The organism is Ligilactobacillus ubinensis, from assembly GCF_024160875.1.
Classification (GTDB): Bacteria; Bacillota; Bacilli; order Lactobacillales; family Lactobacillaceae; genus Ligilactobacillus; species Ligilactobacillus ubinensis.
This window is the reverse complement of record NZ_JAIULA010000004.1, coordinates 101,259-123,067: the sequence shown is the minus strand read 5'-3', so window position 1 is coordinate 123,067 and position 21,809 is coordinate 101,259. Positions and strand designations below refer to the sequence as shown.

Here is a 21,809-nt window from a genome sequence, read left to right as displayed (position 1 = left end):
ATATGAGGTGAATATTTGATGGCAAAAGAAATTAAGTTTTCAGAAGATGCACGTTCAAAAATGTTAGCAGGTGTTGATAAACTAGCTAATACAGTTAAGTCAACAATTGGACCAAAGGGTAGAAATGTGGTTTTAGAACAATCCTATGGCTCACCTACGATTACAAATGATGGTGTAACAATTGCAAAGGCTGTAGAATTAGAAGACCATTTTGAAAATATGGGTGCAAAGTTAGTCGCAGAAGTTGCTTCAAAGACTAATGATATTGCTGGTGATGGTACAACAACAGCAACAGTTTTGGCACAAGCTATCGTTAATGAAGGTATGAAAAATGTAACTGCTGGTGCAAATCCAGTAGGAATTCGTGCAGGAATCGAGAAGGCTACGAAAGCAGCCGTTGAAGGTTTGCACAAGATGTCGCATAAAGTTGAATCTAAAAGCGACATAGCTCAAGTTGCAGCTATTTCATCTGCAAGTGAAGAAGTGGGCAGTTTAATTGCAGATGCTATGGAAAAGGTGGGCAACGATGGTGTTATCACGATTGAAGAATCAAAAGGTATTGATACTTCACTTGATGTTGTAGAAGGTATGCAATTTGATCGTGGATATTTATCACAATATATGGTTACAGATACAGATAAGATGGAAGCAGATCTAGATAATCCATACATCTTATTGACAGACAAAAAAGTTTCAAATATCCAAGAAATTTTGCCATTGTTGCAAGAAGTTGTACAACAAGGACGTGCTTTGTTAATTGTAGCAGATGATGTTGATGGTGAAGCATTACCAACATTAGTTTTGAATAAAATTCGTGGTAGCTTCAATGTCGTTGCTGTCAAAGCTCCTGGTTTTGGCGACAGACGTAAGGCAATGTTAGAAGATATTGCTGTATTAACTGGTGCAACATTAATTACAGATGATTTAGGATTGCAATTAAAAGATACGACAATTGATCAATTAGGTTCAGCACATAAAATAATTGTGACAAAAGAAAATACAACAATTACTGAAGGCGCTGGAGATTCTGCAAAAATTTCTGATCGTGTAGACCAAATCAGAAAACAAATTGCAGAAACAACATCTGATTTTGATCGTGAGAAACTCCAAGAACGTTTAGCTAAATTGGCTGGTGGAGTTGCTGTAATTAAAGTTGGTGCAGCAACTGAAACAGAATTAAAAGAACGTAAATATCGAATTGAAGATGCTTTGAATGCAACTCGTGCTGCTGTTGAAGAAGGTTTTGTCTCAGGCGGTGGTACAGCATTAGTTAATGTAATTCCTGAAGTTACAGCTTTGAAAGAAAAAGGTGATGTTTTAACAGGTATTAATATTGTTAAGCGCGCTTTAGAAGAACCAGTTCGTCAAATTGCTGCTAATGCTGGATTAGAAGGTTCAGTGATTGTTGAAAAACTTAAAGAACAAAAAGATGGTATTGGTTATAATGCTGCTACAGATGAATGGGTTGATATGGTAAAAGCAGGTATTGTTGACCCAACAAAAGTTACACGTTCAGCATTGCAAAATGCAGCAAGTGTATCTGCTTTATTATTAACTACAGAAGCCGTTGTTGCAGATAAACCAGAACCTAAGTCAGATGTACCAGCTGCACCAGCTCCAGGTGGTATGGGTGGTATGATGTAATATAATTTTTATCTAAAAATTATATAAGGAGAGTCCAAGATAAAATTCTTGGACTTTTTTATTTCTGAATATTTAGTGTCCCAATACGTTCTAGCTAACTGCCTTTTGGTTCACTCTTTATTTTTTGGGTTGAAACTTTTGTTAAAATATGGTTACATATAATTCGAGTTACATTTTCAAGACAAAGTTGGCAATTGGTTGAACTTTTTAGATAGTATGGGTACTAATTTGACTTATCTTGGTGTAAAATAGTTGTGTTTAATTTAAAAAAACTATGAGGTAATATGATTAATTTTAAAGGAGAATTAATATGTGGCGTTATTTAAAACGGTTATTAATAGGTCAACCGTTGAAAACTTCTGATGAAAGTGGTCAATCTTTGACAAAGTTTAAAGCATTAGCACTTCTTTCTTCAGATGCTTTATCATCTGTGGCATATGGTACCGAGCAAATTACAACAGTTCTTTTCATGTTATCCGCGGCAGCAACATGGTATGCATTGCCAGCAGCTGGGATTGTGTTAGTCCTGTTATTTGCTATTACAATGTCATATCGACAAATTATTCATGCGTATCCTTCTGGAGGGGGAGCATACGTCGTTGCAACCAAGAACTGGGGGACAGGAGCTGGTCTTATTGCTGGTGGTTCACTGTTAGTTGATTATATGCTAACGGTAGCTGTTTCTGTAACTTCTGGTACGGAGGCTATCACATCAGCAATTCCTGTATTACGAGCTCATAGTGTAGCTATTGCAGTGGTTATTGTATTATTTATTATGACTTTGAATTTGCGCGGGATGCGTGAATCGGCATCATTTTTAACTGTGCCAGTGTATTTTTTTGTAATTATGATTGTAGGTTTGGTTGTATGGGGACTTTTTAATATTGCAACAGGTAAATTACAATATCATGCAGCAGCAAGTGTTGGTGCTGTTGTCCCAGGTATGACGGTTATTCTTTTCTTAAAGGCATTTTCAGCTGGTTCATCTTCACTGACAGGTGTTGAAGCAATTAGCAATGCTGTTCCTAATTTTAAAAGCCCAAGAAGAAAAAATGCTGCTAATACATTGGCAATTATGGCAATTATTTTAGCTGCCTTTTTCTCAGGAATTACGTTTTTGAACTATTATTTAGGTGTTATGCCTAATTCAGATCAAACAGTCCTTTCACAAATTGGAGTTGCTGTATTTGGAAAAGGAATATTCTACTATTTATTACAGTTATCAACGGCAATGATTTTAGCGGTAGCTGCGAATACCGGTTTTTCTGCTTTTCCGATTTTAGCTTATAACATGGCAAAGGATAAATTTATGCCACATTTATTTATGGATAAAGGAGATCGATTAGGTTACTCAAATGGGATTATTTCATTAGCGGTAGGGGCAATCGCATTGATTTTTATTTTCCATGGTCAAACTAATTTGTTGATTCCACTATACGCAGTCGGAGTTTTTATTCCCTTTACTCTTTCTCAATCAGGAATGATTATTCATTGGTTTAGAGAACGTGGAAGTAATTGGATTATCAATACGTTCTTTAATTTTATTGGGGCGTTAATTTCATTTTTACTGGTTGTCTTTTTGTTTTGGTTACACTTTGAAAATGTATGGCCATACTTAATAATTATGCCGTTTCTACTGTTTATGTTTTACAAAGTGCATGATCATTATGTTAAAATTGCAGCACAATTAAGACTTAGTATGGAAGAAGAAACTGCTGTTCATGAATATGATGGTTCAACCGTCATTGTATTAGTTAGTTCAGTTACGCATGTTACAACAGGTGCAATTAATTATGCTCGTTCTATTGGTGATTATGTTATTGCAATGCATGTTTCTTTTGATACTAATCCTAAAAAAGAGCATGAAACAGCAAATGAGTTTAAACAGTCTTTTCCTGATGTTAGATTTGTTGATTTACATTCTTCATATAGATCAGTTACAAAACCAGTATTACGTTTTACAGATGTAATTGCTAAAAATGCGGCTAATCGAAACTATTCTGTAACTGTTCTTGTGCCACAGTTTGTACCTAAAAAGCCATGGCAAAATATTTTGCATAACCAAACGGCTTTACAGTTACGCCGTGCGCTAAATTTGCATGAAAATGTTATTGTTTCAACGTATAGTTATCATTTAAAAAAATAAATATTAGTAATAAAAGCTGAAAAGTCCGGGATAAAATTTCCTGGGCTTTTCTTATCTCTAAATACTTTGTGCCCAATTGTGTCTCCAAAGGCAGCTTAGTTGTGTAAACTAGATATCTGCTGTGGTGTTAATGTTTCCTAGTTAATTGTCTGTTGGCGCTCTCGCTTCTTAAAGAAATAATGATAGCAAATTAAATTTAGTTAACTGGAAAAACATAATATAGCACTGATGCTAACAAGGCAGCTACTGTAGTTTGTTAATAACAAATTAATGACTTTTGGCTTAAATTATCTTAAAACACTAAAAAAAAAACTTATATATGGTATGATATATCTTAAAGGTATTATTTGAAATAATTAAAATTTGAAAAATAATCTTTTTAATTTGATGAATATAGAGTAAAAAGGACGGCAGATGTATGTACAGAATCCTTGCGTCTTTATTTGCGACAATAATCTTATCTGCAATTTTAACGCCTTTTGTGCGTAAATTAGCATTTAAAATTGGCGCAATTGATAAGCCCAATGCTCGGCGAGTGAATAAGGTTCCAATGCCAACAATGGGTGGCTTGGCAGTTTTTTTGTCATTTAATATAGCAAATATTTTTTTATTAAAGAATCAATATCCAACAGATCAATTAGTTTCATTATTAATCGCACAGTGCGTTATTATTGTAACAGGTGTCGTAGATGATATATATGAACTTAAGCCGCGACAAAAAGTACTAGGGATTATTATTGCTGCTTTAATCGTTTATTTTGTTGTAGGTGTACGGATGACTACAATAACTATTCCATTTTTAGGAACGATAGAGTTAGGCTGGTTAAGTTTACCAATAACTATTATTTGGATTTTAGCAATTACAAATGCGGTTAATTTAATTGATGGCTTAGATGGGTTAGCAGCAGGTGTTTCAATTATTGCGTTAACAACAAGTGCTATTACAGGTTTTTTCTTTTTAAATGTGACGAGTACTTTTGTTTCTATTATGATGTTTACACTAGTAGCAGCGTTGATTGGCTTTTTGCCATATAATTTTCACCCAGCACAAATTTATCTTGGCGATACCGGTGCGCTTTTTATTGGGTTTATGATGTCGGTATTTTCACTATATGGTTTGAAGAATGCAACGTTTATTACAATTATTATTCCGGTCATAATCATGGGAGTTCCAATTACAGATACAATCTATGCTATTTTACGAAGAGTTTTAAATAATAAACCAATTGCGCAAGCTGACAAGCATCACCTACATCATCGACTGATGCAAATGGGTCTTTCTCATCGAGAAACAGTGTTGGTTATCTACGGGATAGCGTTGATTTTTTCATTTATTTCATTATTATATCCACTATCAAATTTATGGGGTTCAGTTTTACTGACTGTAGCCACATTATTTGGACTTGAGATTTTTGTAGAATTAATTGGTTTAGTTGGTGACAAAAGGCAGCCTTTGTTAGATTGGATTAAAAAATTAGTTTTGATGGCCGGCACACATGAGCGAAAAAAACATAATAAAAAATAATAGTTTGGTATATCGTACAGTTAGATGAATACTAAACTATTATTTTTTATTTTATATAGTCAAAATCACGATAGTATGCAGGTCCGATAACAAAATCAACACGCGCATTTAGTAAATCAGTAATTTGTGACATAACATTATCAATCCTAGAAATATCAACGATAAGCGTGATCGAAACATCTGCAGTATAGCTAGTAGTTAGTACATCAATTTCTTGCTTTGTTATAAAATTGAGAAGCTTGCCTTGCAAATTATAAGGAAGTGACAAAGTTAGCTCTTGTTGCATAATACATTTAGTAATTCCAATATTATTTATGGTATTACTAGTGGCATTGCTATATGCGCGAATAAGACCGCCAGTTCCAAGTTTTATTCCCCCAAAATAGCGGGTAACAACAGCAGTAACATTGTGTAGCTTATTATTTTTTAACACTTCCAAGATAGGCATGCCCGCAGTACCAGAAGGTTCGCCGTTATCACTTTCACGTTGAATTTCATCATGTAGTCCTAATGTGTATGCAAAGCAATTGTGTTTGGCTTTAGCATGCTTTTTTTTGATTGCAGTAATAAATTCTTGTGCTTCTTCTTCATTTTGAGTTCGAGCGATAGTGCAAATAAATTCGGATTTTTTAATGGATGAAGTAGTGCTTCCTTCCTTTTTTATAGTTAAATAATTATTAATTTTCAAAATATGACCTCCAATTATTTTTTAGTTTGCGTATTTATACTATAAGGAGTGATTATATGGATGAAGAATTTTTGTACGGTCGACAATTGCCAGAAACGGTTATTTCTCACAATTTACGGAATGCTCCCAATATTGAAAAACGACCTGCAGTTTTAAAGCGTGGTAAATATATCTATTGTCAACGTTGTGGCAATAAAACAGTTCGAGACGAAGTAGCTTTGCCTAGTCAACGTTATTATTGCCCACATTGTATTTTATTAGGAAGAGTTGCAACACATAATCTATTATACAGTATACCTGAACCACATCACTTTTTAAAAATAACTAGTTCTCCTTTAACATGGCAAGGAACGTTATCAAAATTGCAAGCTATATGTTCAAGTGAGCTATTAGAGGTTGCTCAAACAGGCGGAAAACATTTAATGTGGGCAGTAACTGGAGCTGGAAAAACAGAAATGTTATTTGAAACGATTGCATGGGCATTACAAAAAGGAAGAAGGATAGCGTTAGCATCGCCGCGAGTTGATGTTTGTAATGAATTGTATCCTCGTTTTAAACAAGCATTTAATAACATTGATATTATCTTATTGCACGGAAAGCAAAATGAAAAATATCGCTATACTCAATTAGTGATTTGCACGACACATCAATTATTACGTTTTTTTCGTGCTTTCGACATTTTAATTATTGATGAAGTTGACGCTTTTCCTTTTGTTGGCGATAAAGGATTAGCATATGCCGCAGATAACGCTCTTACAGAAAAAGGAACATTGATTTATCTTACTGCAACTCCTAGTAGAAAACTTTTGCAGCAAATTAGAAAAAAGCAATTAACAGTTAGTTATTTGCCGTTACGTTTTCATGGTTATTTGCTACCAGAACCAATCATTATTTTAGACAGTCAGCTTAAAGTGTTTAAAAAAAAGAACAAACTATCACGTAAGATAATAAAAATTATCAAACGTTGGGAAAGTGAAGGGTATCAGTTTTTGATTTTTGTACCGAAGATTAGTTTGTTAGAGCCTGTATATCAAAGTGTGAAAAAAATTCTTAAGCATGATACTACCGGAACAACGGTCTTTTCTGGGGATATTCAGAGAATAAAAAAAGTTTCAGATATGAGAAAGTTAAAATATCGCTATTTGATTACAACAACGATTCTAGAAAGAGGCGTTACCTTTCCAGCGTTAAATATATTGATTTTAAAAGCAGATGACACTAATTTTACAGTATCAGCTTTGGTACAAATAGCAGGGAGGGTAGGGCGAAGCTTTAAGAGACCTGAAGGGGATATTTATTTTGCTTGCAGTGAGTACTCGCGAAATGTTAAAGCTGCTGTTGCGCAGATAAAGTTTTTAAATAAAAAAGGAAGTAAGGTGCAAAAATGAGTAATTGCTTATTGTGTCAAAACAAAGTGTACTTTGATTTTAATTTAAAATGGCTAATGTCATTTCAAAAATATTCTATCAGTAAAGTTTGTAGTAGATGCAACGACTCGTTTGAAGAAATAAAAGCAAGTAATTGTTGTCTTGGCTGCGGAAGAAAACAAAATCAGCAAATGATGTGTTTGGATTGTAGGCAGTGGAAAAAAAGAATTACGGGGGAACTGTTAGATAATAAAGCTTTATATGTTTATGATCAAACAGCAATGCGCAGCTTTATAGAAAAATATAAATTCTTAGGTGATTACAGACTGCGGCTAGTTTTTCAAAATAAATTTGAAAAATTTATAAGCATTAATTATGACAAAGACTGGTTGTATGTTCCAATTCCAATTGATGAAGAAACAATGCAGATAAGGGGATTTAATCAAATTGAAGGACTAACAACAAATATACCCTTAACTAGAGTGATAAGTATGAGAGAAAAAAGAGGGCGGATTAAACAATCTCACAAAAATAAAAAAGAGCGAATGCTGACAAAACAGCCATTTAAAATTTCTGAACAGATAAGTCAGTTAAAAAAAGCCAAAATTTTACTACTAGATGATATATATACAACAGGAAGAACACTGTATCATGCACGTAATTTATTAATGCAACACGGAGCTGAAACAGTGAAAAGTATTACACTTTGTCGATAAATAAAAATTAGATAAAAAATTTTAAAAAGAGAAGATAATATTTGTTAAATGAATCGCTTTCCATTATAATGAAAGAGTAGATAAAATGTAGGTGATTATTACCTGCATTTTGATGCCAAGTTGATAATGGCTTGGTATGGAAAGGAGAGGTTTACCATGTTAAAAATCAATGTTCGTGGTGAAAATATCGAAGTTACTGGAGCAATTCGTGAATACGTAGAAAAAAAGTTAGCTAAACTTGAGAAGTATTTCGAAAATACATCCAGTTCGACAGCTCATGTAAATTTAAAAGTTTATACAGACAAGACGTATAAGGTTGAAGTGACTATTCCATTGCCTTATCTAGTTCTAAGAGCTGAAGAAACCTCGCCTGATATGTATGCAAGTATTGACTTAGTTACTGATAAGTTGGAACGTCAGATTAGAAAGTACAAGACTAAAGTTAACCGTAAATCGCGTGAAAAGGGATTTGAATTTTCTGATTTCGTTAGTCCAACTAATGAGTCAAGTGAAGAAGAAAAGAAATTTGAAATTGTACGAACAAAGCGTGTTTCTTTAAAACCGATGGATAGTGAAGAAGCAGTTTTGCAAATGGATATGTTAGGGCATAACTTCTTTATTTATGAGGATGCTGAAACACAAGGAATTAACATTGTATATCGGCGCAATGATGGACGTTATGGTTTGATTGAAGCTGGAGATGAAGGCTAATAAAATAAATTAAGCCTTGAAGTGCTTTATAATTGTTAGACTAAGAGTCTAATAATTGTGAAGTACTTTTTTATCTCTAACTAATATTAAAATGTAATTAGCTAGTGTAACATCGGGAAATCCAATTTCTGTATTATTGTAGTTATGAAGTTAGAATTCTTTAGTTGACCGTTTTTTGTAGTATCTCATTTTATAAGATTAGCTAAGGTATATTTGTATGGTTGAAACTATGCGTATTTAGAAAAGGTGGAATTTTAGGCAGTTAAGCGTAAAGAGGTATCCGTTGGATAATTTAAATTCGAAGAATACCAATGTAGCATACTTTTTACAAGGTGTTTTCATTCTTTGAAAATAATGTTAAAATGTATCGTGGTATATTAAATTTAAAATGGAATTTAAATATATAAAACTGTTATATTGGAAAGGAATTATGACATGGCAAATGTCCTTAAAAAATGGGTAGAAAGTGACAAGCGCGATTTAAAACGTTTAGGTAAAATTGCCGATAAGGTTGAGGCTTATGCCGCAGATATGGAAGTTTTATCCGATGAAGAATTACAGGCGAAAACGCCAATGTTAAAGCAGCGTTATCAAGATGGTGCTAGTTTAGATGACTTATTACCAGAAGCATTTGCAGTTGCTCGTGAAGGAGCAAAACGTGTGTTAGGATTATATCCATATCGCGTGCAAATCATAGGTGGAGTTGTTTTACACGAAGGAAATATTGCTGAAATGAAAACAGGTGAAGGGAAAACCTTGACTGCAACGATGCCTGTTTATTTGAATGCACTTTCTGGAGAAGGTGTACACGTAGTTACTGTGAATGAATATCTTTCCAAACGTGATGCAACAGAAATGGGTGAATTATATTCATGGCTGGGGCTTAAAGTGGGCTTAAATATTTCCAACAAGACACCTGATGAAAAGCGTGAGGCATATCAAGCAGATATTACGTATTCTACAAATAGTGAATTAGGATTTGATTATTTAAGAGATAATATGGTTGTTTATCGTGAAGATATGGTGCAACGTCCCTTAAATTTTGTTATTGTTGATGAAGTTGACTCAATTTTAATAGATGAAGCACGGACACCATTAATTATTTCAGGTCAAGCAACTGGTTCAACTACTTTATATACACGGACGGACCGTTTTGCAAAGACCTTAACTGAAAAAGAAGATTTTAAAATCGATTTAGAATCAAAAACTGTTTCTTTGACCGAAGAAGGTATAAAGAAAGGTGAGAAGTATTTTGGACTAACTAATCTATATGATACTGATAATACAGCTTTGAACCATCATTTAGATAATGCATTGCGGGCTAATTTTATTATGTTGCGTGATAAAGATTACGTTGTTCAGGATGGCGAGGTTTTAATTGTTGATCAATTTACAGGCCGAATCATGGAAGGAAGACGTTATTCTGATGGCTTACATCAAGCGATAGAGGCTAAAGAACATGTGAAAATTGAAGAAGAAACAAAAACAATGGCTAATATCACTTATCAAAACTTCTTCCGGATGTATAAAAAACTATCAGGAATGACAGGAACAGCTAAAACGGAACAAGAAGAATTTCGTGAAATATACAATATGGAAGTTATCTCGATTCCAACAAACAAGCCGGTTATCCGAGATGATCGCCCGGATTTGTTATATCCAACTTTAGAAAGCAAATTTAAGGCGGTAGTTGAAGATATCAAGGAACGAAATGCTGCAGGACAACCAATCTTAGTTGGGACAGTTGCGGTAGAAACGTCAGAGTTATTAGCTAAATTGCTTGATCATGAAGGAATTGTTCACTCTGTTTTAAATGCTAAAAATCATGCACGTGAAGCCGAAATTATTATGAATGCGGGCCAACAAGGTGCTGTTACAATTGCTACTAATATGGCTGGACGTGGGACTGATATTAAATTAGGACCTGGTGTACGTGAAGTCGGAGGATTAGCTGTTATTGGAACAGAACGCCATGAATCACGAAGAATTGATAATCAGTTACGAGGACGCTCAGGTCGTCAAGGTGATCCAGGAGTTTCACAGTTTTATCTTTCGCTTGAAGATGATTTAATGTTGCGCTTTGGTTCGGAACGAATTAAACTCTTTCTTGAAAAAATGAAAGTAGCTGCTGATGATGCTGTTATTCAATCACGGATGATTACACGTCAAGTGGAATCTGCACAAAAACGAGTAGAAGGAAATAATTATGATACGCGTAAGCAAGTCTTGCAATACGATGATGTTATGCGAGCACAACGTGAGATAATATATAAGCAACGTCAACAAGTTATTATGGAAGATAAATCACTAAAAACAGTAATTGTACCTATGATAAGAAGAACTGTAGAACATATTGTTCAAGTTCATACGCAAGGTGATAAAAATGAGTGGAATTTACAAGCCATTCTTGATTTTGCAATTTCTTCTATGGTGAATGAAAATAGTATTGAGCTCTCAGATATTGTGGGTAAAACACCGGATGAAATAGTTGCTTATCTAATGGATAGAGTTGAGGCAAATTACAAGTTAAAAGAAAAACAACTGTATGATGCTAGTCAAATGCTAGAGTTCGAAAAGGTTGTCGTTTTAAGAGTTGTCGATTCTCATTGGACGGATCATATTGATGAAATGGACCAATTGCGTCAATCTATCGGATTGCGTGGGTATGGTCAGTTGAATCCATTGGTTGAGTATCAATCAGATGGTTTTACAATGTTTGAACAAATGATAGGTGATATTGAATACGATATTACGAGACTCTTCTTAAAAGCTGAAATTCGGCAAAATATTAAAAGATAAGAAGGAAGCTAAAAAACGAGGCAGATAACTGTTAATTGAAGCAGCCTAGTTTTTTAGCTTTTTTAGTTTAAAATTAAAGGAGCTAGATTGTATGGAATATAGTGATTACAAACGCGAAATAACACAAATGAAGGAACAAATTCTAAACTTTAGGGGGTCTCTTTGACTTAGAAGGGCTTGAAGAAGGTATAGCAGTAAATGAAGCCAAAATGGCAGAACCTGATTTTTGGAATAATCAAGAAGCAGCACAAAAAGTAATTAATGAAAATAATGATTTAAAAAATAAGTATGATAATTTCAACAAACTTACTTCAGCAGTAGATGATTTGCAAATTTTATTAGATATGGTACAAGAAGAGCCAGATGATGAAGATTTGAATGCTGAATTAGCTGAATTATATACGACTACTGAGAAAAAAATGCAGGCATATCACTTAGGCATGCTGCTAAATGAAAAGTACGATAAAGATAATGCAATTTTAGAAATTCATCCAGGCGCGGGCGGAACAGAATCTCAAGATTGGGGTTCAATGCTGTTAAGAATGTATACTCGATGGGCCGAACAGCATAATTTTAGAGTTGAAACTATAGATTATCAAGATGGTGATGAAGCTGGAATTAAAAGTGTTACTCTTTTAATTGAAGGTATGAATGCTTATGGTTATCTACGTAGTGAAAAAGGTGTCCATCGCTTAGTCAGAATCTCCCCGTTTGATGCAGCAGGTCGCAGACATACATCGTTTGCATCTGTTAATGTAATGCCTGAACTTGACGATACGGTTGATATAGAGATTAGACCAGAAGATGTAAAAATGGAAGTTTTTCGTGCAAGTGGAGCAGGTGGACAGCATATCAATAAAACATCGTCTGCTGTGAGACTAATCCATATACCAACAGGAATTGTGGTATCAAGTCAAGCACAAAGATCACAATTTCAAAACCGTGCGACAGCTGAAAGTATGTTACGTTCAAAATTGTATCAACTTGAAGTTGAACAAAAAAATAAGCAAAAGGCGGCTATTCAAGGCGAACAATTGGATATTGGCTGGGGCTCTCAGATTAGATCATATGTCTTTCACCCATATTCGATGGTTAAAGATCATCGAACTAACTATGAAACGGGAAATGCTACCGCGGTTATGGATGGAAATTTAGATGATTTTATTAATGCTTATTTACAATGGAACTTGAAGAGAAGCAAGTAAGTATAATTGAAAAATAACTGTAATATATATGAAATGTTAGCGCTAATTATAATGATATAATAACAGTTGATATGTAACTATGGGGAGGATCGCCTTTTGATTGAATTTAAGAATGTAACCAAAAAGTATGCTAATGATATAACGGCAACAGATAATATTTCTGTAAAAATAAAAACAGGTGAGTTTGTTTATGTTGTAGGACCAAGTGGTGCGGGCAAGTCTACTTTTATAAAGATGATGTATCGCGAAGAAGTACCAACAAGTGGTGAGATCAAGGTTAATAAATATGAGCTTGAAAATATTAAAAGTCGCGAAGTTCCATATTTACGTCGCGAACTGGGAATTGTTTTTCAAGATTTCAAGTTATTACCACGCTTGACCATTTTTGAAAACATTGCTTATGCACTTCAGGTGATTGAGAAAACACCTGAAGAAGTAACTGAACGCGTTAACCGGGTATTGGAATTAGTTAATCTAGTTGACAAAAAGAATAATTTTCCGACAGAGCTTTCTGGTGGCGAGCAGCAAAGAATTGCAATTGCACGAGCTATTGCTAATCAACCAAGCATACTGATCGCAGATGAACCAACAGGTAATTTGGATCCTGAAACAGCTGAAGAAATTATGGATATTCTTGAGCGGATAAATCAGGGTGGAACTACAGTTGTTATGGCAACACACAATAGTTACATAGTAAATGAGTACAAGCATCGTGTGATTGAAATAAATAGTGGGAGAATTATTCGAGATGAAGAAGGGGGAGTATACAGCAATGAAAAAGCTAACGTTTAAACGACATTTAGCCGAAAGCTTGAAAAGTCTTAAGCGAAATGGGTGGATGTCAGTTGCGGCTATCAGTGCTGTTACAGTTACCTTATTACTAGTAGGCGTGTTACTGTCAATATTATTGAATGTTAATAAAATTGCACATGATGTTGAAAACGATGTGCAAGTGCGGGTTATTATTGATCGTGGGACAAACGAAAAACAAATTAAGCAAATCAAGCAAAAATTAACTAAAATTGATGGTGTGAAAAAGATAGAATTTTCAAGTCGTAGTGAGGAATTAAAAAATATTATTGGAGTTTATGGAAATGATTTTCGTTTATTTAGAGGAGATAGTAATCCATTATATGATGTTTATGTTGTTGATACAAAAAGTCCCTCACAGACTATTACGGTAGCCAACAAGGCTAAAAAGATTAAAAATGTGTACGACGCGCGGTATGGAGGCATAGCTGCTAAAAAACTCTTTAAAGTTGTAGGAACGGTCCAACGTTGGGGCGCAATAATTAGTATTCTATTACTTTTTGTAGCAGTCTTTCTGATTTCCAACACAATTCGAATTACTATTTTATCACGTAAAGATGAAATTGGAATTATGCGTTTGGTTGGAGCAACTAATAATTATATTCGCTGGCCATTTGTATTAGAAGGTGCTTGGACGGGATTATTTGGTGCAATTATTCCAATTGTTTTAGTTGATGTAGGCTATAATTGGGCTTATGCAGTTCTATCAAAGTCACTAGAAAGTACATCATATCGTTTGCTAGTTCCTGGCCAATTTTTATGGCAAATAGATCTTTTACTCGCAGTAATTGGAATTGTTATTGGGGCTTTGGGAGCAGGAGTATCAATGAGCAAGTTCTTGAAAATATAGATGATTCGCAAAAAACATTGCAGAATATGTAATGCTAAGCTAAAATCTGTAGTTAATAGATAGTATAAAAAGGATTTAAAGTTCGGAGTTTGGAACTTTAAATCCTTTTTTTATATTAATCGAATTTGGTGAATATCTTTCTAACAAAAAATAGATCTAAAACTAATACCATAAGACAGATGATAAATGCACTGTAGAAACGAATAGTACTGCTAGAAATCAAAGATAGAGAGACCGTCGCTGAAATAATGGCAGTACCAGCAGCACCAGCAAATTGTTGAAATGTGTTAAATAATGCATTGCCATCTGATTGGTCTAAAACATTTATTTTGCTCAAAGCACTTGTCATGATAGCTGACATGCTTAAAGACTGTCCAAGTGCAGAGATAATAAAGATAATTGTAACGACAAAAATTGATAAATATTGAAATAGAAGTATAAAAGATAAAACAGAAATAGTTTGAAGCGTTATTCCGTAAATAATGGGTTTTTTAGCACCTAAGTGATCAAGTAATGCCCCTCCAAAAGGTGTTGCAATAGCACCTAAGAGAGCACCAGGAGACATTGCAATGCCGGCTTGAAATGACGATAGATGAAAGTGCAACTGCATAAGATTAGGGACAAGAAAAGATAAGCCTAAAACAACAAATTGGCCAATAAAGTAACTGCTCAAATGTAATGTAAAACGAGTATCTTTTAATATTTTCCAGTTTATAACAGGATGAGGTGTGTTGAGATAATGTTTTTTCATAAAATAGCAACTCATGATACCGATTAAAAGAAAGATAAATGTAAAGACCAGACTTTTACCAATGAAGCTAAATGTAACAATTAAGGAAACAAACATACAAGCCGTTAAACTCCAGCCTATAAAATCAAAATTTGATTTAGCTATTTGTGCTGTTGACGGAATAGAAAAAATGCCACTAATTAAAGCAATAATAATTAGAGGAATCAATAAAATAAAAATCATGCGCCAACTGTAGGAATCGATTAAGATGCCTCCATACACAGGGCCGATTGCAGGCGCTGTTGCGGTTATAAAATTACCTAAGCCCATCAGTAGCCCAAGCTTATTTTTAGGGGCTTGTTCCAAAATTATATTAAACATAAGAGGTAGACTGATTCCAGTGCCTACTCCTTGAAAAAGACGACCTAAAATTAATAATGCTAAATTTTGAGCAAATGCATCGATGAGTACACCAGCTAAGAAAAATAAAGCGGCGATGATAAAAAGTATTTTTTGATTAAAATTGCGTTTAAAAAAAGCTGACAACGGCATCATAGCAGCTAGAACTAGCAAATACGACGTTGTAACCCACTGAGCTTGGCTTAAAGTAATATTGAAGAGTTTCATTAGTTGTGGAAAAGTTACATTCATTGCTGTTTCTACAACGACTCCACAAAATGATAGAATGCCAGTTGAAAAAATGGCTAGTAATAGTTTTTTTTGTTGTTTCAAAATAATAGACCTCTTTTAATAGAATGTGATGTTATTTTTAATTTTTTTTGAAAGTTGAATAAATAAAGTTAATTCCTCCTCAGTTAAATCTTTTTGTAATTGTATTTCGTTAGCTTCAATCATTGAATTGATAGCAAATGCTTTTTTTAAACTATAAGGTGTAAGCGAAATTGTTTTGCGGCGACCATCAACAGATGATGTAGCAAGTGTGACGAGACCATTTTTTTGCATTCGTGTAATTAATTCACTGACAGTTGATTTTTTTAAACCAAAACATTGCTGAAGGGTTGATTGAAAAGTTTCTTGTTCTTTATGAGCATACAGATAGCTTAGAACCCATTGTTGTATTTCAGTAATATTAGTTAAATCATGTAGCATAATTTGATGATTTGCATATTGGGATAGATAAATAGATAATTGTTTAATTTGAAATCCAAGAGTATCACGAATATCCATAGCATGAGCTCCTTCATAAAAATAGTTCGTATACGAAACATGTTAAATGAAATTATTATAAAATGCAAGAGAGATTGATATCCGCTCAAAAATAGCCAAATTTTGGTTTCGCATTGTATACCAATAATTGTTATAATGTATGCAGTTAGTAAAAATGAGATGGAGGGACACTAAGTGATGGTACTTAAACTATTGGGACAGTATCTGTGGCAACCAGTATTTTTGCTAGGTGTTGTAGTTATATGTGTGTTATATCAGCACCGGATGAGAAAAGAGCGTCATTTTTTTCGTATAGCAGCTAATCGAGATTTTTATGAAATGCGCCATTTTATTAAGCATGGATTAATCTTTAGCATTATTGGATCAACAGTTACATTGGCATTAGGAATAGTGTTTCCTTTACAAACAATAGTTATATATGAAATATTAGGTTGCTTTTTTTTACTGGTAGGGATTAGATCAAATCAAGGATTAAATATAGTATTATTAACTGGATTAATTACATGGACGGCAAGTATGTGGTATCCTGAAAATGGAAAAATATGGCTTTTTAGGATGCACGGTGATTTTTTAGGAACAGCTATTTTAGTGTTGTGTAGTTTGTACTTGCTTTTTAAAATAATTCTTTTGAAAAGTAAAAATTCCGCATGGTTTTCGCCACGAATCAAGGATGGTAAACGAGGACGTCGCATTGCGTATTATATCTGGCGTGAACTAACAATTGTTCCGTTAGTGATTTTAATTCCAGGAGATGTGATAGCAAGTAAGGTTGGTTTTTGGCCTATTTTAAACATAGGTGATAAGCATTTTACGTTCTTTATACTCCCATTTGTTGTCTCAGCCTTTATGAAGATTTTTAAACAGGCGCCACAAGATGCTATCAAATTATACCGTAAGCAAACTTGGCATATGTTGGAAATTGCAATTATTGGTTGCATAGTTAGTTATTTTGTTCCAATGATTAGTGGTGCGATATTTGTATTGTTATTTATTGTATGGTTAGTGCAAGGGCAGATAAGAAAAAATGTAGATAAAAAGTCAGATCGATGGTATGTAGAAACAAATCAGGGTGTTCGAGTAGTTGCAATTCAACCGAACACACCTGCGGCAAAAATGAATCTAGTACCAGGAGATATTATTTTAGAATGTAATCAGCAAAGCGTTACTAATGAAGAAGAATTATATGAGGCACTTCAAAAAAATTCAGCTTATTGTAACTTTAGAATTCGAACCTTTAAGGGGGATTTTAAGGTTGCTGAAAGTGCAATTTATGCAGGAGCACCTCATGAGATAGGTTTGATTTTATTTCACTAATAGATGATTCATGGAAGGAAATAAAGCATGAAAAAAGTATTGGTAGTCGATGATGAAATTGCAATTGTGACATTATTAAAATATAACTTAGAAAAAGCAGGCTATGTGGTTACAACGCAAAACGATGGTCAACAAGCCTTTGAGCAAGCATTAAAAGAAAAATTTGATTTTATTTTATTGGATTTAATGCTACCGCATCTTGATGGAATGGAAATTACGCGTAAATTACGGCAAGAAAAAGTAACAACACCGATTATTATGATTACAGCAAGAGACGAAGAATATGATAAGATTATTGGTCTTGAGTTAGGAGCAGATGATTATTTAACCAAACCATTTTCACCAAGAGAAGTGATTGCACGGCTTAAAGCTATCAGCAGACGGGTGCCTGAAGAACAAACAGTTGTAGCTACTAGTGAACTAGAAACTAGTGGTAATCAACAAGAAGTGTATAATTTTATTGATTTTAGTATTGATTTAGAAAATTATGTTGTTACCCGAAATGATAAGGCAATCAGTTTGACACCCAAAGAATTTGAGTTGCTTGCATACTTTGTAAAGAGGCCGCATCGCGTTTTAAGCCGAGATAAATTACTAAATGGTGTCTGGGGGTATGATTACGTAGGACAAACGAGAATGGTTGATATGCATGTTAGTCATTTGCGTGAAAAAATTGAATCTGATCCCAAGCAACCTCAGAACATTCAGACAGTGCGTGGTTTTGGATATCGTTTTGAAGGACAGTTACAATGAAGCTAAAAAGTATTTTTTTAAATTGGTTGGTTATAGTAATATTATTGTTAATAACAGTGATATTGTATAGTGAATTAGAAAATTTAAATATAATAATTGTAATTGAAAGAAATTTTGAATTACTATGTTTTACAAGTGTTATTTTTACTTTATTTAATGTTGCAGTTCTTGTAGTGAGGGAGTATAAGCAAAAAAAAGAGCTTAATATGTTGAGCAACAAATTAACAGATTTAACACAAAAAGGAAAATATACACATATTATTCTTAACCCGGAGAATCCATATTATAAGTTGTCGAAATCGATTAATGAAGTTCAAAGTATGCAGCGTGACTTTTCTAAAGATTATCAGCGTCAACAAAGAGGATATTTTAGTTTGTTGGAGTATTTGACAATTGGTGTAATGGTGATTGATCAAGATAACCTAGTTTACTTAGCTAACCATGCGTTTAGTGAGATTTTTGATAAAGAAATGGATCAAAAAAAGATTGCCTATTATTATGTATTAGATAATTTTGAATTAATTCAGCTAATTGAGCAGGCATTTCGTACGAAAAAAGATCAGCATAAAGAAGTAAAGCATCGAGCTGATAGTGAAAAATATTTGGATGTTCAGGTTTTATATGTTCCGCTAAGTAAGCACCATTTTTTGTTTATGTGCTTAGTGTCTGATATTACCGAGAGAAAGAAAATAGAACAGATGCAGATGGACTTCGTTAGTAATGTCAGCCATGAATTAAAAACACCAATAACATCTATTAGTGGATTTAGTGAAACTTTACTACAAGGTGCAATAGATGATAGTACTGTGAATAGGCAATTTATTGAAATCATTTATCGAGAAAGTAAGGAGTTATCAGAATTAGTTAACGATATGTTGTCTATTTCTAGAATCGAATCAAATAAAAACTTAAAACTAGAAAAAATAGAACTACAACCTTTTTTTAAAGAAAGTCTTGAATCTTTTACTAGTTTGATTACTAAAAATAACTTAACAATAGATGTGCAATTAAATGAGAACCGAGTTATTTTATGTGATAAAAGTAAATTACGGCATATTATAAATAACCTGGTTCAAAATGCTGTTCGTTATAATAAGGAGAATGGTACAATAACAATTGAAGTGAAAGTAACACAAAATGAATGGCAGATGATAATTAGTGATACAGGGATTGGAATTGATTTAGCAGATCAACAACGAATTTATGAGCGCTTTTATCGAGCTGATCAGGCTCGAACAAAAAAGGTTCCTGGGACTGGGTTAGGCTTAGCAGTTGTTAAAGAGTATATTAATTCTTTATCAGGAAGAATAAAAGTGCAAAGTACCTTGGGAGTTGGAACTAGCTTTACGGTAACGTTACCGATTTTTAATGATTTATAATATTTTTTAAAATTCAATTAATAGTGAGTCAATTGTTTGGCAGATAGATTAGTTTAAGGATAAAATCATATGCACAGAGTATAATTTATTAGGAGGAATAGTAATGCGAAAAAAATTATATCGTTCACATAATCGTTTGATAGCAGGTGTTTGTGCAGGCTTGGCAGAATATTTTAATATAGCGACTAAAAATGTTCGTATTGGTTTTATGGTGTGTTTAGTATTGTGTAGTTTTATTCCACATTTAATAGTTTTACCTATTGGAATATATGCAATCCTAGCGTTAGCATTACCATTAAATCCTAACCAAAAAGAATTTAGTTGGTTTTCATTATTGGAATCAATGACGGGCTTTTCTAATGCTTCAAATAATGGTAATGAAACAAAAGATTCAAGAAAACAAAAAAAGAAATCAAGAAAAATTATTACAAATGTACGTGAAAAAGATCTTCATTAATAATATTAGTAGAATAGAGGGGTGTTTTTACGCAATGGGTTTTTGGCAAAGAGTAGTAGTTAATACATTAATTTTTGTGGCTTTAGCTGGGTTCTTCCCTAGCTTTCTTCATGTATCAACGATGTGGGTAGCCTTTATTGCAGCAGTTGTTTTAGGAATATTAAATATGTTTGTAAAACCAATCCTAGTGTTGCTTTCTTTCCCTATTACGATTGTAACGCTAGGCTTTTTTTATTTATTGATTAATGCGTTTATTTTAGAATTAACGTCTGCAGTAGTTGGTAGTTCGTTTGAATTTGCTAGTTTTGGAGCAGCGCTGTTGATTTCAATTATTTTAAGTATCGTTAATGTGATAATAACAAGTTTTTTAAGTAGATAAAAATGGATGTTTTGAGATTGTCATTTTCAAAAGCTGATAGGCAAAAAATAAGATTTTTTGTATAAAACTTTATTTACAGTTAACATATCAAATTTTTCTTATCTTCAGTAGTGATAAAACGGTTACGAAATGATAAAATTAAATTGGATAATCTTAAAATAAGGCATAATAAAGTATATATTCTTGAAGGAGGCAGTTACTGTGAACAAAGTAAGTGTTGCAGAATTGGTTGAAGCAAATAATCTTATTGTATATGCAGGTGGAAACTTTTTAAATGATAGACACGTAACAACAAGTGATATATCGCGACCTGGTTTGGAATTGACAGGATATTTTGATTACTATCCAGAAGAGCGGGTACAACTTATGGGTATGACTGAAATCTCATATGCACATAAGATGGAACATGAAAAGAGAATGACAATTATGGAACGGATGTGTGGCGAAAACACACCGTGTTTTGTTATTTCACGGTATTTGTCAGTTCCTGAAGAGATGGAAATTGCTGCTAAAAAACATAATATTCCAATATTACGTTCTAAATTGCCGACAACGCGTTTGTCTTCTAAGATGACTAATTTTTTAGAAGGAAGATTAGCGGAAAGAAAGTCATTGCATGGCGTTTTAGTGGACATTTATGGGTTAGGTGTCTTGATTACGGGTGATTCTGGTGTTGGAAAGTCAGAAACAGCACTTGATCTTATAAAGCGCGGTCATCGGTTGATTGCAGATGACCGAGTAGAGGTATATCAACAAGATGAGCAAACGCTAGTTGGTGAAGCGCCTAAAATTTTGCAACACCTATTAGAAATTCGGGGTGTTGGAATTATAGATGTTATGAATCTTTTTGGAGCAGGAGCAGTACGGACGTCAACGGATATTGCTTTAATTGTCCATTTGGAAAACTGGAATAAAGATAAACAATTTGATCGTTTGGGTAGTGGAGAACAATCAGTACAAATTTTCGATGTAAGTCTACCTAAAATTACAATTCCTGTAAAGGTAGGCCGAAATATGGCTATTATTATTGAAGTAGCAGCGATGAATTATCGTGCCAAAACAATGGGATATGATGCGACTAAAGTTTTTGAAAATAATTTAAATAATTTGATTCAAGAAAATTCGAAGAATAGTTAATTTAGGAAGAA

19 protein-coding genes are annotated in these 21,809 nt (G+C 33.6%); 16 read left to right on the top strand and 3 right to left on the bottom strand.

Annotated elements, in window-relative coordinates; genetic code table 11:
- The first annotated feature begins 18 nt into the window (after positions 1–18).
- The 3 genes from groL (at position 19) to LB941_RS03325 (ending at position 5,315) form a co-directional block, all read left to right on the top strand.
- Complete coding sequence (gene groL, locus LB941_RS03335; protein ID WP_253359461.1) at positions 19–1,644, top strand: chaperonin GroEL; 1,626 nt, start codon at positions 19–21, stop codon at positions 1,642–1,644.
- Positions 1,645–1,954: 310 nt separating this feature from the next.
- A complete protein-coding gene (gene kimA, locus LB941_RS03330) occupies positions 1,955–3,790 on the top strand; it encodes a potassium transporter KimA (RefSeq protein WP_253359460.1) in 1,836 nt (611 codons plus the stop codon).
- A gap of 418 nt (positions 3,791–4,208) precedes the next feature.
- Positions 4,209–5,315, top strand: coding sequence for a glycosyltransferase family 4 protein (locus LB941_RS03325; protein WP_253359459.1), 1,107 nt, complete (start codon positions 4,209–4,211; stop codon positions 5,313–5,315).
- Positions 5,316–5,361: 46 nt separating this feature from the next.
- Here LB941_RS03325 and LB941_RS03320 read toward each other — a convergent pair whose 3' ends face one another.
- Positions 5,362–5,997 (bottom strand): YigZ family protein, encoded by a 636-nt coding sequence (locus LB941_RS03320; RefSeq protein WP_425270485.1) that lies wholly within the window; start codon positions 5,995–5,997, stop codon positions 5,362–5,364.
- Between the two features lie 62 nt (positions 5,998–6,059).
- Between LB941_RS03320 and LB941_RS03315 the strand changes: the two genes are divergently transcribed.
- The 7 genes from LB941_RS03315 (at position 6,060) to ftsX (ending at position 14,461) form a co-directional block, all read left to right on the top strand.
- Positions 6,060–7,391 carry an ATP-dependent helicase ComFA gene (locus LB941_RS03315; RefSeq protein ID WP_253359456.1) on the top strand — a complete coding sequence of 444 codons (1,332 nt, stop codon included), beginning with the start codon at positions 6,060–6,062 and terminating at the stop codon, positions 7,389–7,391.
- Positions 7,388–8,086, top strand: a complete 699-nt coding sequence (locus tag LB941_RS03310; RefSeq protein WP_253359455.1) for a ComF family protein — start codon at positions 7,388–7,390, stop codon at positions 8,084–8,086. The genes LB941_RS03315 and LB941_RS03310 overlap by 4 nt, the downstream gene beginning before the upstream one ends.
- A gap of 156 nt (positions 8,087–8,242) precedes the next feature.
- Positions 8,243–8,797, top strand: a complete 555-nt coding sequence (hpf, locus tag LB941_RS03305; protein WP_253359454.1) for a ribosome hibernation-promoting factor, HPF/YfiA family — start codon at positions 8,243–8,245, stop codon at positions 8,795–8,797.
- A gap of 435 nt (positions 8,798–9,232) precedes the next feature.
- The gene (gene secA / locus LB941_RS03300) at positions 9,233–11,596 is read left to right on the top strand and encodes a preprotein translocase subunit SecA (protein WP_253359453.1); all 2,364 of its coding nucleotides are present in this window, start codon (positions 9,233–9,235) and stop codon (positions 11,594–11,596) included.
- A gap of 91 nt (positions 11,597–11,687) precedes the next feature.
- Positions 11,688–12,801, top strand: a protein-coding gene (gene prfB, locus LB941_RS03295; RefSeq protein ID WP_253359452.1) for a peptide chain release factor 2 whose coding sequence is annotated in 2 segments (ribosomal slippage) — positions 11,688–11,759 and positions 11,761–12,801 — 1,113 coding nt in all. Because the reading frame shifts where the segments join, the coding sequence is not laid out codon by codon here.
- A 96-nt stretch (positions 12,802–12,897) separates the two neighbouring features.
- Positions 12,898–13,593: a cell division ATP-binding protein FtsE gene (gene ftsE, locus LB941_RS03290; RefSeq protein ID WP_253359451.1), complete on the top strand. Its 696-nt coding sequence runs from the start codon at positions 12,898–12,900 to the stop codon at positions 13,591–13,593.
- Positions 13,574–14,461 carry a permease-like cell division protein FtsX gene (ftsX, locus tag LB941_RS03285; RefSeq protein WP_253359450.1) on the top strand — a complete coding sequence of 296 codons (888 nt, stop codon included), beginning with the start codon at positions 13,574–13,576 and terminating at the stop codon, positions 14,459–14,461. Before ftsE ends, ftsX begins: the two co-directional genes overlap by 20 nt.
- 115 nt (positions 14,462–14,576) lie before the next feature.
- Here ftsX and LB941_RS03280 read toward each other — a convergent pair whose 3' ends face one another.
- Together LB941_RS03280 and LB941_RS03275 are read right to left on the bottom strand one after the other, a co-directional pair.
- Positions 14,577–15,923, bottom strand: coding sequence for an MFS transporter (locus tag LB941_RS03280; protein WP_253359449.1), 1,347 nt, complete (start codon positions 15,921–15,923; stop codon positions 14,577–14,579).
- Positions 15,924–15,938: 15 nt separating this feature from the next.
- On the bottom strand, positions 15,939–16,379 hold the full coding sequence (locus LB941_RS03275) for a MarR family winged helix-turn-helix transcriptional regulator (RefSeq protein ID WP_253359448.1): 441 nt from the start codon (positions 16,377–16,379) through the stop codon (positions 15,939–15,941).
- Between the two features lie 177 nt (positions 16,380–16,556).
- Between LB941_RS03275 and LB941_RS03270 the strand changes: the two genes are divergently transcribed.
- The 6 genes from LB941_RS03270 (at position 16,557) to hprK (ending at position 21,798) form a co-directional block, all read left to right on the top strand.
- A complete protein-coding gene (locus LB941_RS03270) occupies positions 16,557–17,693 on the top strand; it encodes a PDZ domain-containing protein (RefSeq protein WP_253359507.1) in 1,137 nt (378 codons plus the stop codon).
- 27 nt (positions 17,694–17,720) lie between these two features.
- Complete coding sequence (locus tag LB941_RS03265) at positions 17,721–18,446, top strand: response regulator transcription factor (protein ID WP_253359445.1); 726 nt, start codon at positions 17,721–17,723, stop codon at positions 18,444–18,446.
- Positions 18,443–19,825, top strand: coding sequence for a two-component system histidine kinase PnpS (gene pnpS / locus LB941_RS03260; RefSeq protein WP_253359443.1), 1,383 nt, complete (start codon positions 18,443–18,445; stop codon positions 19,823–19,825). Before LB941_RS03265 ends, pnpS begins: the two co-directional genes overlap by 4 nt.
- A gap of 103 nt (positions 19,826–19,928) precedes the next feature.
- Positions 19,929–20,282, top strand: a complete 354-nt coding sequence (locus tag LB941_RS03255) for a PspC domain-containing protein (protein WP_253359441.1) — start codon at positions 19,929–19,931, stop codon at positions 20,280–20,282.
- Between the two features lie 34 nt (positions 20,283–20,316).
- Positions 20,317–20,661: a phage holin family protein gene (locus LB941_RS03250; protein ID WP_253359439.1), complete on the top strand. Its 345-nt coding sequence runs from the start codon at positions 20,317–20,319 to the stop codon at positions 20,659–20,661.
- A gap of 201 nt (positions 20,662–20,862) precedes the next feature.
- Entirely contained in the window at positions 20,863–21,798 is a 936-nt protein-coding gene (gene hprK / locus LB941_RS03245) for an HPr(Ser) kinase/phosphatase (RefSeq protein ID WP_253359438.1), read from the top strand.
- The last annotated feature ends 11 nt before the right edge of the window (positions 21,799–21,809 follow it).